The following is a 15,282-nucleotide window of genomic DNA, read 5'->3' on the forward strand; positions in this document are numbered from 1 at the left end:
GTTAAGGGCCTCACCTTTTGTTTTATTATAATGAACTATTTTACTCTTCGCTAGACTCAGCAGGTTCGCTGGATTCTTCTGCAGGTGCTTCAGTTGAATCTGTTGACTCACCAGATTCACCAGATTCGCCTTGAGCTTCTTCAGGCAATAAGAAAGTATCCATTGTTCCTTTCAAGTCTTCATCAGTAATTTGAATATTTGCATCTTGAAGAATAGTAGAAAGAATAGAGAATACATATTCATCATCAGCTAATTTCTCATTGATGATGTTTTCTTTTAGTACATCAGTTTCTTCTTCTAATGTTCCTTTTTCAGGTTTTTTATCCATTTTAATTACATGGAAACCATTTTCTGTTTGGACAGGTTCTTGAGTGATTTCGCCTTCTTCTAAAGCGAAAGCTGCTTCTTCGAATTCAGCAACCATTTGTCCAGTAGTAAAAGTCATTTGACCGCCGTTTTCAGCTGAACCTGGATCAATTGAATTTTCTTTAGCTAAAGTAGCAAAATCAGCGCCATCATTTAATTCTTCGATCAACGATTTAGCTGCATCTTCTTCAGCAACTAAAATATGGGAAGCAGTAACTGGTGGAACGTAAGATTCGTATGCCGCTTCTAATTCTTCGTCTTCAATTTTAGTATTGTCTTTAACAGCCTCTTCAACTAATAAGCTATAGCGAATCAAGTCTTTGTAAGAATCTGCTGTGTAACCAGAAGAACTCAATACATATTCAAACGATTCAGCGCCGCCGTAAGCTTCAGCTTCTTCTTCAAAAGCAGCATCTACAGCTTTATCATCAACTGTTTCTCCGTAAGACTCTGTTAATACGTCATTTATGATCATTTGTTGAAGCGTAGCTGCTCCTTGGGTTTCTTTCATTTCCTCATATAGCTCATCTTTTGAAATTTTTCCTGCTGTAGAGGAAGCTACTGTATCATCAGCACAACCAGCTAATGCAATACCTGTTAAAATAGCTGTTGCTGTTAATAACATTTTTTTCATTTAAACACATCCGTTTCATTATTTTCGTCGTTAATCAAACTAACAACCTCGCTTACTAATATAACACAATAGATTTGATAAAAAAATCTCAACCCGCAAGTTTTCTTTTAAAATCAATGAAAAATCATAAAAAACTCACACTCTTTCACTGAAAAGCCTTTTTTCTAAAGGATAACTTGTAACAATTCAAGATACAATGATTACTCATCTTATTTGAAGAAGTATTAACGATAAAAGATTCTTGTATTGATGGCATAGAAGGACCAGTCACTTTTTATGCAAAAAAAAGGATGAGATCATAAAATCGATCTCATCCTTTCAATTCATTTTTTAACTTGCAGAGTTTTGTTGATCTGTTGAAGAAGAAAATTGTTCAGAGACCTCTTGAACATCTTCATTCAATTTGTTGGCTTGTTCTTGGATTCTGCGTATTCTTGGTTCCGCCTCGTTAGAAAATTCCTGTACTGTCTCGTTCATATCTTTGGTAAATTCTGTTGCCAGAGATTTCCCCTCATTCGTTAATTGTGAGATGGCACCTTTTAGATCTTTTACTTTATCCGTGACATCTTGTACGAGAACAGTAGTGTCATCTAAGTAATTTTTTACTGCTTCTCGGTTTTCTGTACCTTTACGAGGTGTTTTCATTAGTCCATAAACTCCACCTATGATTGCTCCGAACAATATACCGCTTTTTAAACCTAATTTCATTTTTGTTCCTCCATTCTGCTTTGAATTGAATTTGCAATACTATCTAGTTCCTCTGGAGAATATTTTTGCGAATTGTCTCCAAAATCAATATGAAAAGTATCTTTTTCGCTGTATCGAGGTATTAAATGGACATGACTGTGAAACACAGATTGATACGCTAACTCGCCATTATTATTCACGATATTCAGACCTTTGATCGCTGGATCAGAATCTCTAAGACCTTTAGCGATTTTAGGGATACGAGAAAAAATTCTTGCAGCTAATTCATCGTCATATCCATAAATATCTGCTACGTGTTTTTTTGGTACGACTAAAGTATGTCCTTTAGTCACTTGAGTGAGGTCTAAGAAAGCAACCACTTCATCATCTTCGTATACTTTTCTGCTAGGTATTTCATTCTTGATGATTTTGCAAAAAATACAATCTTCCATCTAAATCCTTCTTTCCAACATCAGTATTCATAACATATGAAATGTCAATTTAGTATAAGTCAAATGTATCATAAAAGCGATTTAATGTGAAATAAGAGGGGTGTCTTATGGTACAATAAACAAAATAATAAAGTATAGGAGGCACCTGCATGAGTTTAGAAGTAACAAATGTAACTGGAGGATATAACCAGTTTCCGGTTTTAAAAGATGTATCATTTGAAATCGGAAATGGTCAATTGATCGGATTGATCGGATTGAACGGCGCTGGTAAAAGTACAACTTTAAAACACATTATCGGGTTGATGGATCCTTTCAAAGGAGATATCAAGATCGATCAGCTGACGATTAAAGAGAGTGCTTCTGATTATCGGAAAAAGTTTGGATATGTTCCAGAAACACCTGCCTTATATGAAGAATTGACTTTGAAAGAACATATCGAAGTGACGGCTATGGCTTATGATCTTCCAATGGAAGAAGCATTGAATCGGGCAGAATACTTATTAAAAATATTTCGTTTAGAAAAGAAATTGGACTGGTTTCCAGCAAACTTTTCTAAAGGAATGAAACAAAAAGTGATGATTGTGTGTGCTTTTTTAGTAGAGCCAAGCTTGTACATTATTGATGAGCCTTTTTTAGGTCTTGATCCGCTAGCGATCCACGCTTTATTGGAATTGATGCAAGATAAGAAAAAGGAGGGAGCATCTATTTTGATGTCTACTCATATCTTAGCTACTGCTGAACGCTATTGTGACGGTTTCATCATTCTTCATGAAGGGAAAGTGCGAGCATCAGGATCTTTAGAAGATTTGCGGCAGACATTTGGAATGCCGGAAGCGAACTTAGATGAAATCTATATTGAATTGACTAAAGAAGAAGGTCATTTGATATGAGTGTCATCGATATATGGAAACAACGAGTAGCAGATCATCAAAAAAAGATGATGAAGTATTTAAAGTATGTATTGAATGATCATTTTGTGATCGTTTGTCTGTTTTTATTAGGAGCTCTTGGGTATGCTTATTCCGAAACACTGAAAAGTATTTCGACTGATTTTACTTATGGAAAAGTATTGGCATGGATCGTGTTTTCGAGCGTAGTCTTTATCGGAAAACTAGCTACCCTTATCCAACCGCCAGATAGTGTGTTTTTGCTCCAAAAAGAGACTGAAATGGATGGATACTTTAAAAAGGCTAAAAGCTATAGTTTGATTCTTCCGTTGATCGTTATCGGCTTTATTTCAGCAGCAGTCATGCCCTTATTGGTAGCAACTAGTTCTTTTGCTTTTTCAGATTGGATCGTATTTTTCGCTTTTCTCTCTCTTATAAAAGAAATCGAATTAGATGCACAAATAGTGAAAATCAAACAAGTCGAAAAAAGAAATAGGACTGTGACGACGTGGATCGTAGCGGCTTTTTCAGCTGTCAGCAGCTTATTAGCCTTATTTGTCCACCCGTTCGCTGGTTTAGCCAGTGCTGTTGTCAGCAGTATACTCTGGCATAAAAGAATCAGTCGATCAATTCATGTTTCCAGATACCAATGGGAGTTTTTGGTCCAAAAAGAATCCACTCGTTTAAAAAATATTTATCAATTCATCAATTTATTTACAGATATCCCTGCATTGAGAGGGACGATCAAGCGCAGAGCTTATCTGGACATTATTATGAACAGAATGACTTTGAAGCAGGAGAACACATACTTATACCTTTTCTCTAAAGCTCTGCTTAGAGGTACAGAATACAGCGGTTTGGTCATTCGGTTAAGTATCATCGGTTTAGGAGTAGTTGCTTTAGTAACGTACCCTGTATTAGCAAGTATCATGAGTTTGTTATTCCTTTATTTGACGGGGTTTCAATTGATTCCACTCTATTACCATTATGATGACCATTTGTTGTCGGTGTTATATCCTATTGAAAATAAACAGAAACTGAAAGCCATGCAAAAAATTCTTCTTACATTGTTATTTGTTCAAAGCGGTTTGTTTTTTATTGCAACTAGTATGACACTCCCGTTTTTCACTAGCTTAAGTGTATTCGGACTGAATAGTTTATTCAGTATTTTGTTTAGTCAAGTTTATTTCCCGACTCGAATAAAAAAATTATCGAATAAGTAAAGAAATCTAGTGTGATCCTTCAAAAAAGTAATGCATTCGTAAATAAAGTTTGATAGGATAAAAAGGAAATAAATTTTCAGGGAGAAGGAAATCAAGTGAAAGTCATTTGGAATGATCAAATTGTCGATAGAACTGAAGTGAAAATCGATTTAGAAGATAGAGGGTACCAATTTGCGGATGGGATTTATGATGTGGTTCGAGCGTACAACGGTAAATTTTTTACATTAGATGAGCACATAGACCGTTTCTTTTCCGGAATGAGTAAAATCGACTTAGAAGCCCCTTTTACTAAAGCAGAATTGAAAGAACGTTTGGCACAATTACTTAAAGCAAATAAAGTAGAGACAGGAAATGTTTATTTCCAGATCACTAGAGGGATTGCTTCTCCTAGAGATCATGTTTTTCCTGAGCCGACTATCGTTCCGCCAGTGTTTACCGCATCGACAACGGTTGTACCTAGAAATGAAGAAAAGATGACTAAAGGTATAACTGCAGGAATCGTTCCGGATACTCGCTGGTTGCACTGTGATATCAAATCCATCAGTTTATTAGGGAATATTATGGCTAAACACACTGCTCATAAGAAAGGTTTCGATGAAGCGATTTTACATCGAGACGGAATAGTGACAGAATGTTCTTCCTCTAATATGTGGATGGTTAAAGACGGAACAATCTATACACATCCAGATGGAAACTTGATTCTTCCGGGAATTACAAAGATCGTACTATTGAGAGCCGCTGCGGCAGCAGGTATTCCAGTGGTTGAAAAAGAGTTTACTCTAGAACAATTAAGAAGAGCAGATGAAGCTTTTTCTTCAAGTACGACTATTGAAGCTATGCCGATCATTGAAATCGATGGTACAGCAGTAGGAATTGGTAAAAGAGGACCTATCGTAGAAACGTTGCAACAGTATTATATAAAAGAAATTGAAGCACAATGTGGAAGTATTATGGAAAACTCCTTAACGTAATCCGCTGAGAATAGGACCCTCATGAGAAGGCTCACAAGGCAAAAAACTTCTTGTGAGGGATTTTTTTTCATAAATAATCCTCAACTGTACAGTAAATCAGCAAATAAAACGAAAAATCGTCTAGTGGAAACCGTTGCATGAGGAGAAGTTATGTAATTTTCAATTTGTTGCTTGACTGAATGTAGTTTTGTATCTAAAATAGATAACGAAGAGTAGGATGGATGTCTGAGCTGATATCTGTCTTTTTTTGTCCAAAGAGTAGATAGTTGCTTTTTAAATTATAGCAAGGAATGATTTTGGTATGGACTTAGAATATAATTCTGGATGGAAGTTGCATCCAATCGGTGGTGACACTGGACAAGCTTATATGGGAACCAAGGCTGAGGAGAAGCTTTTTTTGAAGCGTAATTCATCACCTTTTTTAGCTGCGCTTTCTGTTGAAGGCATCACACCAAGATTGATTTGGACGAAACGTATTGGAAATGGTGACGTGTTAACAGCACAAGAATGGCTGAATGGTCGTACTTTGGAGAAAGAAGAAATGTCTTCGTTAGCTGTGGCTCAATTGCTAAGCCGTATTCACAATTCTGAAAACTTAAGAAGAATGTTGACTCGAGTCGGAGGTCAAGAAATCAGACCTACTGACCTGATGCAAGATTATCAAAGAAATCTTCCATCAGACTTAAAAAATCATTCATTATTAGCTGAAGTATTTAACCACTTGATGCACACGATTCCTTTTACAGATTCTTCATTGTTACGAGTCTGTCATGGAGATGTGTATCGCAAAAATTGGTTATTATCTGATGAAAATCGGTTATATTTAGTAGATTGGGATTCTGCCATGTTGTGTGATCCCGCTATGGACTTAGGTGTTTTATTATGTCAGTACATAGACAGATCATCATGGGAAGAATGGCTATCTCATTATGGAATGACGTTAACAGAAGAATTAACAGAAAAAATGACTTGGTATGCGGCTATGAATTACTTAACTCAAATCAAGCAACACCATAAAAAAACTCGATTCCATAAAATGAATCAAGACATTATCCGGTTGCAGGAATTGATGCAACATAAAAAATAAATTGTTTTCAAGAACTTATTTACAGTTATTACCATTCATTTATAGACAATATGAACTAAGGAGCCAAGACGTTATGTCCAGCTCCTTTTTCCTTGAAAACCATTAATCTAAAAGAGACAGGAGAAATACTATGCGTTTAAGAAATAAACCAGAGGCGCCAACTAAAATTGCCAGTTATCCTCAATACATCCCAGAAACTCCAGAGGATTGGAAAGGCAAGTGGCAATCTCGTTTTAAAAACGAGAACCCGATTCATATTGAAGTTGGAACTGGAAAAGGTCGCTTTATTTACGAAATGGCTAAATTGCATCCAGAGATCAATTACATCGGAATCGAAATTCAAATGAGTGTTATTGTCACAGCTCTAGACAAGCTGATTGAAAATGAATTGACGAATCTTCAATTACTGCAAGTAAACGGCGGAGAATTAACACAATATTTTGCTGAAGGTGAGATCAGTCAAGTTTATCTGAATTTTTCAGATCCTTGGCCAAAGAAAAAACATGAGAAAAGACGATTGACGTATCAATCATTCCTTTCAGTCTACGAAGAGATTTTAGTTCCAAAAGGAGAAATCCATTTCAAAACAGATAACCAAGGACTATTTGAATATTCATTAGCTAGTTTTTCTCAATATGGGATGATTTTGAAGCAAGTATGGCTGCATCTACATGAGAGTGATTTCGAAGGAAATGTGATGACAGAGTATGAAGAAAAGTTCTCCAATAAAGGGAACCGTATCTACCGAGTGGAAGCTCAATTTAAAGATAAAACTATTGCAGGAAATTAAACTTTTATACATGGAAATCCCCGCTTCGGAGAGTATCTCCAAAGCGGGGATTTTTTAAGAGTCGATAATTGAAAAATCAAAGTCTATAAATATCCAGTACAGTTCCAGTATACGCATCTGCTAGAAATTCGTATTGAACAAGCTGGTTTTCTTCGATACGAGAAATGCCTCCGTAATAAACTTTTGTTTTTAAAGCAAATTTTTGCATTGGAACTTTTGTCAATTCGATCCAAGAACCTTCAATAGGGCCTTCTTCTAAAAATGCTTTTTTGATTCGTTTCAGGATTTTATCTCCGTTCAACGGTTTGTTTTTTTTCACATAACCATTTAGCAAATACCCGCTAACTATTCCGGCGCCGAACAAGACACCACCACAGACACTTAGTGTCGTGGAAAAACCTTTTTTGTGTGTCATAAAGTTACCTCCAGTTTCAATTTATCTATAGATATAGTATAGCTTATTTCATAGAAAAAAAGAAATTAGATAGTTCTACCTTAAAATTGAAGAGGATATCAGTTATAATTGATGAGAAAGATGAATCATAGACTTGAAAGGGGGGAGCGGCACAATTCTATTCGTAGATGATGTGACTGCAATTTATGGAACAACAAACATTTGATTTAATCAAAAAAATGACCGAACTACAAGGAACAAGCGGTTTTGAACACCGTGTTCGTAAAGAACTTCGTAAACAAATCGAACCTTATGTAGATGAGATCAAGCAAGACGGTTTAGGAGGGGTTTTCGGGATTCGAAAAAGCAAAACTGAAGATGCTCCAAGAATCATGGTAGCTGCTCATATGGATGAAGTTGGTTTTATGATTTCTCAAATCACCAAAGAAGGTCTATTCAGAGTTGTCCCTTTAGGTGGTTGGAACCCTTACGTGGTTTCAGCACAACGATTCACACTCCAAACAGCTAAAGGAGACTATCCATGTGTGTCGTCTTCTGTACCGCCTCATTTATTAAGAGGAACAGATGGTAAAGGCGGGGCACCAGATATAGCGGATATTTTATTCGATGCTGGTTTTGACTCGAAAGAAGAAGCAGAATCTTACGGTGTACGTCCAGGAGATGCAATCGTCCCTTCAGTAGAAACTGTAAAAATGGCAAACGGCAAAAAAATTCTTTCTAAAGCGTGGGACAACCGTTATGGTACAACAGTTGTAGTAGAATTATTAAAGGAACTAGCTGGTGAAGCTTTACCGAATACCTTGATCGCAGGAGCAAATGTTCAAGAAGAAGTCGGCTTGCGCGGTGCTAAAGGCGCGGTCAATATGCTGAAACCTGACTTGTTTTTTGCAGTGGATTGTTCAGCAGCGGATGACTTAACTGGTGACAAATCTAAATTCGGACATTTAGGAGAAGGGTTCTTACTGCGTCTGCAAGATCCAGGAATGATCACTCTTAAAGGGATGCGTGAGTTCTTATTAGATACAGCTGAAACAAACAACATCCCTTACCAATATTTTGTCTCTAAAGGCGGTACAGATGCCGGAGCGGCTCAGGTAATGAATAATGGGGTTCCTAGTGCGGTCATCGGAGTTTGTGCTCGTTATATCCATACTCACCAAACAGTCTTCCATATCGATGATTATGCAGCTGCTAAGGAAATGCTTACCCATATCGTGCGCACCCTAGACCGCAGCACTTTAGAAACGATCATGAAAAATAATTAAACGAAAAGAGCGGATTTTATGCAAAAATTAATGACTATTGAAGAATTCGAACCGTTAACAGCTAAAGGCAAGACGATCTTTTTCTTCACAGCTGACTGGTGTGGAGATTGTTCGTTCATCAAACCGGTTATGCCTGAAATTGTCGAAAATCATCCTGATATAACTTTTGTTGAAGTAGATCGAGATAAGTTTATTGATCTATGCGGGGATCTTTCTATTTTTGGTATCCCGAGTTTTGTAGCTTTTGAAAATGGAAGTGAAATTGGACGTTTTGTCAATAAAGATCGTAAGACAAAAGAAGAAATAGAATCGTTTATCTCAACATTATAGACTGAAAACTAAATTGGAGGGATCATCATGACAGAGGTTATTCAAGGATACAAAAGAGTTATGGTTGCAGTAGACGGAAGTGATTCCGCAGAAAGAGCTTTTAAGAAAGCCGTTAGAATAGCTGTCCGAAATCATAGTGAATTAGTAATCGCACATGTCGTTGATACCCGAACTTATAGCATGGGGATGCCCGCTTTATATACAGAGGGCATTGTATCAGAATCAGAAGTAATGACCGAGCAGCTAGAGAAATACAAACAAGAAGCGCAAACACAAGGAGTCTCAAAAGTAATTATTGAAATCGCAAAAGGACATCCCAGAACTTTATTAGCAGAAGAATTGCCTAAACGTTTTGAAGTTGATTTGATCATCGTCGGACAGACTGGATTGAATGCTATTGAACGTTGGATGATTGGAAGTGTCAGCGAGTATATTTTACGTACAGCTCCGTGTGATGTGCTGATTGTAAAAAATGAAATAGAAAATGAGGAATAAGAATGATTGTAAGCAGTTATAATAAAGAAGGCGTGGGAGATACTTTGCTCTTGATGCTGAAAAATAGTGAAAAAGAAGCACAAGGTTTTGAACGCAAAAAGAATATTGCTCGTATATTTGATGCAGAATCTAACGAAACTGTAGGATACAATTTTTTTAATGTTTCTGACATCATGACAATTGAAGCAAACGGTCCTGTTGTATTATCTGAAAAAAGTATTGAATTGCTAAACCAAGCGTTAGTTGCAGCAGGATTTGAAGAAACATTAAAGGCCGATAATACGCCTAAATTTGTTGTAGGGCACGTCAAAGAATGTGTGCCTCATCCTGACTCAGATCATTTGTCGATCACTCAAACTGAAATTGACAATGGCGAAGTGGTACAAATCGTTTGTGGTGCTTCAAACATTGCCGAAGGTCAAAAAGTAGTTGTCGCTAAGGTCGGTGCTGTTATGCCAAACGGCTTAGTGATTTGGGATGGCGAATTGCGCGGAGAACCAAGCTATGGAATGATTTGTTCGGCGGGAGAATTGGAATTGGAAAATGCACCAAATGAAAAAGGTATCTTGGTTTTACCAGAAACAGCTGTTACTGGAGAAGCATTCAAAGGCTAAGACCAAAATCATCAGAAGCTGTCAACTAATGTAACGTTAGTTGACAGCTTTTTTATATGGGAAAAAATCTGAATAGCTGAATAAATCGAATAGGAGAACTTTAGAACAAACCTACTAACCAAGCTTGAATTATGATAAAATGGCTGAGTACCAAGTCAGAAGGAGGAGAGCGACTATGGCCAAATATCAAGGCCCAGTCTTTCATAGACAACTTCAACCAGAGAGAACTGTTCAGAAAACGACTCCTCGTGAAGTTAGAAAACAACAAGAGAAAAGCCACACAAATGATATTCCGTTTTTTAAACACCATGAAACTAAACCGGTTGCTGAATCAACGTTGTCTTCAAAAGGATTGACTCATAAAGTAACTCCTTATCAAGAAGATCGAAGTTCGACACCATTCAAAGTAAAAAAAGTACCTTCTCCTTTTTATGGTTATCAAGAAAGAAGAGAAGAGAAAAAAGATGAGATACAATACGCCATCATTTATCAGAATTTAACAAAAGAAAATGAAGACTTTTTATTACTTGAGGATTATCTGTCTGAATTAGGTAAAGAACAATTTGAGCAGACGGACTGCAACTCTGAACAAGAAGAGTTGAAACCTCTGGAACCAGAAAGAGATCTTCTTTTGTTGGAAGAGGTTGATGAAACTGACCTGACCGAAGAGAGCACAGAAGATTTTTCAGCGGTTGAAGCAGAAGTGCCACATGAATTGGTGGAACGTATTGAAGAGACAGCCGATCATCTTTTTGAACAAATAGAAGATCCGATTGTTCCGGAAGAAGACCCAGAAAATAGTCCATTAAAAGAAAGCAAGAAAAGAGGGTTATCTCGTTCTCTAGCTGGAATGATCCAAGAGGAACAAGATGAGCGATTGAATAAAGGGAAAAATATTGCCCGCTATTTCGAGGAAACGAATTTAGAATCCAACTCTCAGCCTGCAACAATCACAGAGTTGCTGGCAAGAGCAAATCAGTCAGAAAACTCTAAAGAATTGGAAGCTATTTTAGATGCTCCGATGACAGTCGAAGATCAACCCGTTTCAGTAAAAGCTGAAAGGGATGTTGAGGAAGAGGTTGTCGTTGAATCAGATCAGAGTATAGAACCAGCGGAAATAAAAGAAACTGAATATTCAGATCAGGAAGAAACTTCTGATTACCCAGCTACCCTTACTGAAATGGTTCAAAAAGAGAACCAAGAAGAAGAAGACAAAAAAGAGCTGGAGGCACTCATAGAAGAGCCCTCTCTTGTGGAGAGCCCAGCTCCTTTAGAGAACTCAACACTGGTCGTTGAAGAAATGGGAAATGAACCTATAGAAGAGGAAGAGCAAGAAGAAATCGTCAGCAGTACGACTTCTGCTTATCCTGCAACAATCACAGAACTCTTAGCCCAGATGAATCAAGGTGGAGCTTCCTCTGATGAATTGGAAAGCTTACTTGAAGAACCGACTAACGTTGTTTTTGAAGATGATCTTAGTACCTCAAAAGCTCCTATTGTAGTAGATGCTGAAGTTGTTGAATTGAAAGATCTTGAAACCGAAGAACCTGTCTTACTAGAAGAATCAGTAAATGATGCCAGTGTTCTTCAAGAGGAAGCTATTGTAACTCCGGATGATACAACTGAAGAAGATGAAACCCAATATTCAACTGATCACATTTTGGACAATGAACAAGGGGCGATTTATACAGAGCCTGAAGATAAGCAACTGAGCGATATCGCTAATCAGGAAGAAAATAGTGAAGAGAACAAAGAATTTGATAAGGAAGAGTGGAAACCCGTTGAAGGCAGATTGACTACTGAGAATCAATCTCTGCAGTACAAATTTCCTTCGTTGGATCTGTTGAATGAGCCGATTACTTTTGAACCGAATGCTATAGATGATTGGGTATTAGAACAAGCTGAATGCCTGAACGAAACCTTAGAAGCTTTCAATATTGAAGCACAAGTTGTCGGGTGGACGATAGGCCCTGCTATTACGCAATTTGAATTGCAGTTAGGTAGAGGTGTGAAAGTAAATAAAATCACAAACCTTTCAGATGATTTGAAATTAGCTTTAGCTGCCAAAGACATTCGGATAGAAGCTCCAATACCTGGTAAGAGTACAGTCGGGGTAGAAATCCCCAACTTGAAATCCCGCCCGGTCATGATCTCTGAGGTGATTGAAAGTAAAGCCTTTGAAAATAGCGACTCTCCATTGACTATCGCAATGGGCGTCAATCTGGCTGGAGAAGCTGTTGTATCTACCATCGATAAAATGCCGCATGGTTTGATCGCCGGAGCTACCGGTTCAGGTAAAAGTGTATTCATCAACTCTTTATTAGTCAGTTTGTTGTATAAGGCAACACCTAATGAAGTGAAGTTGATCCTGATCGATCCAAAAGCTGTTGAATTAGCGCCGTACAATGATTTACCTCACTTATTGTCTCCGGTTATCTCGGAACCCAAAGCAGCAAATGAGGCGCTGAAATGGGCTGTGAATGAGATGGAAGAACGGTATCAAAAATTAGCTGCAGGCGGAGTCCGTAATATTGATCATTTCAATAAAAAGGCAGAAGCAAGAGGAGACCATGCGTTGAAAATGCCTTATATCGTTATCATCATCGATGAATTGGCTGACTTGATGATGGTAGCCAGTAACGAAGTTCAAGAATCGATTGCTCGGATTACTCAAAAAGCTCGAGCAGCAGGAATACATTTGATTGTAGCGACACAACGTCCGAGTGTTGATGTAGTCACTGGGACGATAAAAAATAATATTCCGACTCGAATAGCTTTCATGGTCTCCAGCCAAGTCGATTCAAGAACTATTTTAGATACAGGCGGAGCTGAAAAGCTGCTTGGAAGAGGAGATATGTTGTTCCAAGGCAATGGAGCGAGTCAGCCTGTCAGAATCCAAGGAACCTATGTTGAAGAAGAAATCGATGGTATTGTAGATTTTGTAAAAGAGCAGCAAGAACCGAATTATCTTTTCCAATCGGAATCCCTTTTAGCCAAAGCTGAGGCTCTGGAAGGAAAAGATGAGTTATTGGACGAAGTATTGCCGTTTATTATAGATGAAGGAACAGTATCGGCTTCTTCACTGCAAAGAAAATTCAAAATCGGTTTTAATCGGGCTTCAAACTTGATCGATGCATTAGAAAGCAAAAATTTGATTTCAGAAAATAAAGGATCCAGACCAAGAGATGTATTTTTAACAAGGTCTGATTATGAAGAAAAGTTTTTATAGATGAGTAAACGAGGATTCCCTACTTAAATGGGAGTTCTCGTTTTCTTTTTGCATCGAAGTCCTTTGACAACGTATGGAGACTAATTTATATTTGGATATAAGATATGAGAAGGATAGAAAAACGAGGTGCTAAAATGAAAATAGTAATTGTTGGATCGGTAGCTGCAGGTACATCTGTTGCGGCTAAAGCAAGAAGAAATACAGAAGAAGCAGAAATCGTTGTCTACGATCAAGGAAAAGATATTTCGTATTCAGTTTGCGGGATTCCGTATCAAATCGGAGGAGAGGTTGAATCAATCGATACTTTGGTTCCTCGTAATGCAGAGTGGTTCAAAAAGAGATACGCTGTAGACATTTTTACAGAGCACCAAGTCACAAAAGTGAATCGAGAAGAAAAAACCATTATGGTCACTAATTTAAAAACGGGAGAAGTAAAACAAGATCATTATGATGTGTTGGTTTTTGCTACAGGAGCATCTCCGTTCACTCCGCCCCCATTTGATCAAGCGAGCTATGATAATGTATTTCAAGTACGTACTATTGAGAACAATCGTAATATCGGACAATTTTTGTCCGGCCAACAACCAAAAAAAGCTCTGATTATAGGTGCTGGTTTTATTGGCCTGGAACTGACAGAACAATTGACTCGTAAAGGTCTTGATGTGACGATCGTTCAATTAGAAGACCAAATCATGCCCTCTATGGACGCAGATATGACTTTTAGAGCAGAAGAATATTTGCGCAATAAAGGAGTTGTTCTTTACTTAAACGATACTGTCAAAGAAGTTTTAGGCGAGGGAGCGGTAGAAAAAGTCATCACTGCAAATGGAGCAGCTATTGACACGGACTTAGTGATTTTAGCTGCTGGAGTGAGACCAAATACTCAATTAGCCAAAGAAATCGGAGTGGCTTTAGGAGAATCTAAGGCTATTGCCGTGAATCAAAAAATGCAGACCAATATTTCTGATATATACGCAGTAGGTGATGCAGCAGAAAGTTTTTCAGTGATTACTGGAAAACCCCTTTATCGTCCGCTGGGTTCTACAGCCAATAAAATGGGCCGTATCGCCGGTGATGTGATAACCGGTGGGAAATTAGAACATAGAGGAGTGCTGGGAACAGGAATATTCCGATTATTTGATATGCAAATGGGACAAACCGGATTGACCGAAAAAGAAGCAAACAAGGCAGGTTACGAGACTGAAGTGCTTGTCAATATCAAACCGGACCACGCAGAATACTTGGGGGGAAAAGAACTGACAATAAAGGCTATTGCAGATAAAAAAACTGGACGTCTGTTAGGTGCTCAAGCAATTGGTGCGAATGGAGTAGACAAACGAATCGATGTAATAGCTACGGCTATCTGTTTTGGAGCTAAAGCAGAAGATTTATTCCATTTGGATTTGGCTTACGCTCCACCATTTGCTACCACAAAAGATCCTGTAATGTACACTGGAATGGCCCTAGAAAATGCTTTGCATCGCAACCCCTTGCTCACACCTAAAGAATTGATGGAGAAACAACACGATGTGACCATGCAGATTATTGATACACGCGGAAAAAAAGATTATGAGACATTACATGTAGAAGGCGCAATCCATATCCCGTTAGCTGAATTAAGAGAACGTTCAAAAGAACTAGATCCTCAACTTCCTACAGTCGTTTATTGCAATAAAGGTGTTACGGGAAATGCTGCTCAGAATCTTTTATTGAATAAAGGGTTTAAAGAAGTCTACAATCTTTCTGGAGGCAATAAGAACTACCAACTGTATAAAAAAATGAAACAGCAAAAATAAAACAAAAAAACGAAGGAGACCAAATTTATAATCACCTTCGT

15 protein-coding genes are annotated in these 15,282 nt (G+C 37.8%); 11 read left to right on the plus strand and 4 right to left on the minus strand.

Annotated features, from left to right (window positions below):
- Window positions 1–40: 40 nt before the first annotated feature.
- From ACE025_RS02520 to ACE025_RS02530, 3 genes are all read right to left on the minus strand, one after another.
- Window positions 41–1,000: a peptidylprolyl isomerase gene (locus ACE025_RS02520; protein WP_485937142.1), complete on the minus strand. Its 960-nt coding sequence runs from the start codon at window positions 998–1,000 to the stop codon at window positions 41–43.
- Window positions 1,001–1,330: 330 nt separating this feature from the next.
- Window positions 1,331–1,708, minus strand: a complete 378-nt coding sequence (locus ACE025_RS02525; RefSeq protein ID WP_485937144.1) for a YtxH domain-containing protein — start codon at window positions 1,706–1,708, stop codon at window positions 1,331–1,333.
- Window positions 1,705–2,139 carry an HIT family protein gene (locus ACE025_RS02530; RefSeq protein ID WP_485937146.1) on the minus strand — a complete coding sequence of 145 codons (435 nt, stop codon included), beginning with the start codon at window positions 2,137–2,139 and terminating at the stop codon, window positions 1,705–1,707. Before ACE025_RS02530 ends, ACE025_RS02525 begins: the two co-directional genes overlap by 4 nt.
- Before the next feature lie 149 nt (window positions 2,140–2,288).
- Here ACE025_RS02530 and ACE025_RS02535 point away from each other — a divergent pair, with 149 nt between their 5' ends.
- From ACE025_RS02535 to trmB, 5 genes are all read left to right on the plus strand, one after another.
- Complete coding sequence (locus ACE025_RS02535; protein WP_485937148.1) at window positions 2,289–3,029, plus strand: ABC transporter ATP-binding protein; 741 nt, start codon at window positions 2,289–2,291, stop codon at window positions 3,027–3,029.
- Window positions 3,026–4,249, plus strand: a complete 1,224-nt coding sequence (locus ACE025_RS02540; RefSeq protein WP_485937150.1) for an ABC transporter permease — start codon at window positions 3,026–3,028, stop codon at window positions 4,247–4,249. Before ACE025_RS02535 ends, ACE025_RS02540 begins: the two co-directional genes overlap by 4 nt.
- Window positions 4,250–4,344: 95 nt before the next feature.
- Complete coding sequence (gene dat / locus ACE025_RS02545) at window positions 4,345–5,220, plus strand: D-amino-acid transaminase (protein ID WP_485937151.1); 876 nt, start codon at window positions 4,345–4,347, stop codon at window positions 5,218–5,220.
- A 301-nt stretch (window positions 5,221–5,521) separates the two neighbouring features.
- Window positions 5,522–6,307: a phosphotransferase family protein gene (locus tag ACE025_RS02550; protein ID WP_485937153.1), complete on the plus strand. Its 786-nt coding sequence runs from the start codon at window positions 5,522–5,524 to the stop codon at window positions 6,305–6,307.
- A gap of 130 nt (window positions 6,308–6,437) precedes the next feature.
- On the plus strand, window positions 6,438–7,097 hold the full coding sequence (gene trmB / locus ACE025_RS02555) for a tRNA (guanosine(46)-N7)-methyltransferase TrmB (protein WP_485937155.1): 660 nt from the start codon (window positions 6,438–6,440) through the stop codon (window positions 7,095–7,097).
- A 76-nt stretch (window positions 7,098–7,173) separates the two neighbouring features.
- On the opposite strand, the gene ACE025_RS02560 is transcribed toward trmB, so the two are convergent.
- Window positions 7,174–7,512: a PepSY domain-containing protein gene (locus ACE025_RS02560; RefSeq protein ID WP_485937157.1), complete on the minus strand. Its 339-nt coding sequence runs from the start codon at window positions 7,510–7,512 to the stop codon at window positions 7,174–7,176.
- A gap of 185 nt (window positions 7,513–7,697) precedes the next feature.
- Between ACE025_RS02560 and pepA the strand changes: the two genes are divergently transcribed.
- The 6 genes from pepA to ACE025_RS02590 all read left to right on the plus strand — a co-directional run bounded on the left by pepA (window position 7,698) and on the right by ACE025_RS02590 (window position 15,241).
- Entirely contained in the window at window positions 7,698–8,777 is a 1,080-nt protein-coding gene (pepA, locus tag ACE025_RS02565; RefSeq protein WP_485937159.1) for a glutamyl aminopeptidase, read from the plus strand.
- A gap of 18 nt (window positions 8,778–8,795) precedes the next feature.
- Window positions 8,796–9,107 carry a thioredoxin family protein gene (locus ACE025_RS02570; protein WP_284028915.1) on the plus strand — a complete coding sequence of 104 codons (312 nt, stop codon included), beginning with the start codon at window positions 8,796–8,798 and terminating at the stop codon, window positions 9,105–9,107.
- A gap of 27 nt (window positions 9,108–9,134) precedes the next feature.
- The gene (locus ACE025_RS02575; protein ID WP_485937161.1) at window positions 9,135–9,602 is read left to right on the plus strand and encodes a universal stress protein; all 468 of its coding nucleotides are present in this window, start codon (window positions 9,135–9,137) and stop codon (window positions 9,600–9,602) included.
- A 5-nt stretch (window positions 9,603–9,607) separates the two neighbouring features.
- Window positions 9,608–10,216, plus strand: a complete 609-nt coding sequence (gene ytpR, locus ACE025_RS02580) for a YtpR family tRNA-binding protein (RefSeq protein ID WP_485937197.1) — start codon at window positions 9,608–9,610, stop codon at window positions 10,214–10,216.
- Window positions 10,217–10,391: 175 nt separating this feature from the next.
- A complete protein-coding gene (locus ACE025_RS02585) occupies window positions 10,392–13,445 on the plus strand; it encodes a DNA translocase FtsK (protein WP_485937163.1) in 3,054 nt (1,017 codons plus the stop codon).
- A gap of 134 nt (window positions 13,446–13,579) precedes the next feature.
- Window positions 13,580–15,241, plus strand: a complete 1,662-nt coding sequence (locus ACE025_RS02590; RefSeq protein ID WP_485937165.1) for an FAD-dependent oxidoreductase — start codon at window positions 13,580–13,582, stop codon at window positions 15,239–15,241.
- The last annotated feature ends 41 nt before the right edge of the window (window positions 15,242–15,282 follow it).

It is taken from the genome of Desemzia sp. AGC72 (assembly GCF_057334175.1).

What these genes read in the sequence shown, in the direction of transcription:
- ACE025_RS02535 (WP_485937148.1), top strand. Translation starts at nt 2,289, where the DNA reads ATGAGTTTAGAAGTAACAAATGTAACTGGAGGATATAACCAGTTTCCG.
- ACE025_RS02550 (WP_485937153.1), top strand. Translation starts at nt 5,522, where the DNA reads ATGGACTTAGAATATAATTCTGGATGGAAGTTGCATCCAATCGGTGGT.
- ACE025_RS02520 (WP_485937142.1), bottom strand. Translation starts at nt 1,000, where the DNA reads ATGAAAAAAATGTTATTAACAGCAACAGCTATTTTAACAGGTATTGCA.
- ACE025_RS02525 (WP_485937144.1), bottom strand. Translation starts at nt 1,708, where the DNA reads ATGAAATTAGGTTTAAAAAGCGGTATATTGTTCGGAGCAATCATAGGT.
- pepA (WP_485937159.1), top strand. Translation starts at nt 7,698, where the DNA reads ATGGAACAACAAACATTTGATTTAATCAAAAAAATGACCGAACTACAA.
- trmB (WP_485937155.1), top strand. Translation starts at nt 6,438, where the DNA reads ATGCGTTTAAGAAATAAACCAGAGGCGCCAACTAAAATTGCCAGTTAT.
- ACE025_RS02530 (WP_485937146.1), bottom strand. Translation starts at nt 2,139, where the DNA reads ATGGAAGATTGTATTTTTTGCAAAATCATCAAGAATGAAATACCTAGC.
- ACE025_RS02540 (WP_485937150.1), top strand. Translation starts at nt 3,026, where the DNA reads ATGAGTGTCATCGATATATGGAAACAACGAGTAGCAGATCATCAAAAA.
- ACE025_RS02585 (WP_485937163.1), top strand. Translation starts at nt 10,392, where the DNA reads ATGGCCAAATATCAAGGCCCAGTCTTTCATAGACAACTTCAACCAGAG.
- ACE025_RS02575 (WP_485937161.1), top strand. Translation starts at nt 9,135, where the DNA reads ATGACAGAGGTTATTCAAGGATACAAAAGAGTTATGGTTGCAGTAGAC.
- ACE025_RS02570 (WP_284028915.1), top strand. Translation starts at nt 8,796, where the DNA reads ATGCAAAAATTAATGACTATTGAAGAATTCGAACCGTTAACAGCTAAA.
- ACE025_RS02560 (WP_485937157.1), bottom strand. Translation starts at nt 7,512, where the DNA reads ATGACACACAAAAAAGGTTTTTCCACGACACTAAGTGTCTGTGGTGGT.
- ACE025_RS02590 (WP_485937165.1), top strand. Translation starts at nt 13,580, where the DNA reads ATGAAAATAGTAATTGTTGGATCGGTAGCTGCAGGTACATCTGTTGCG.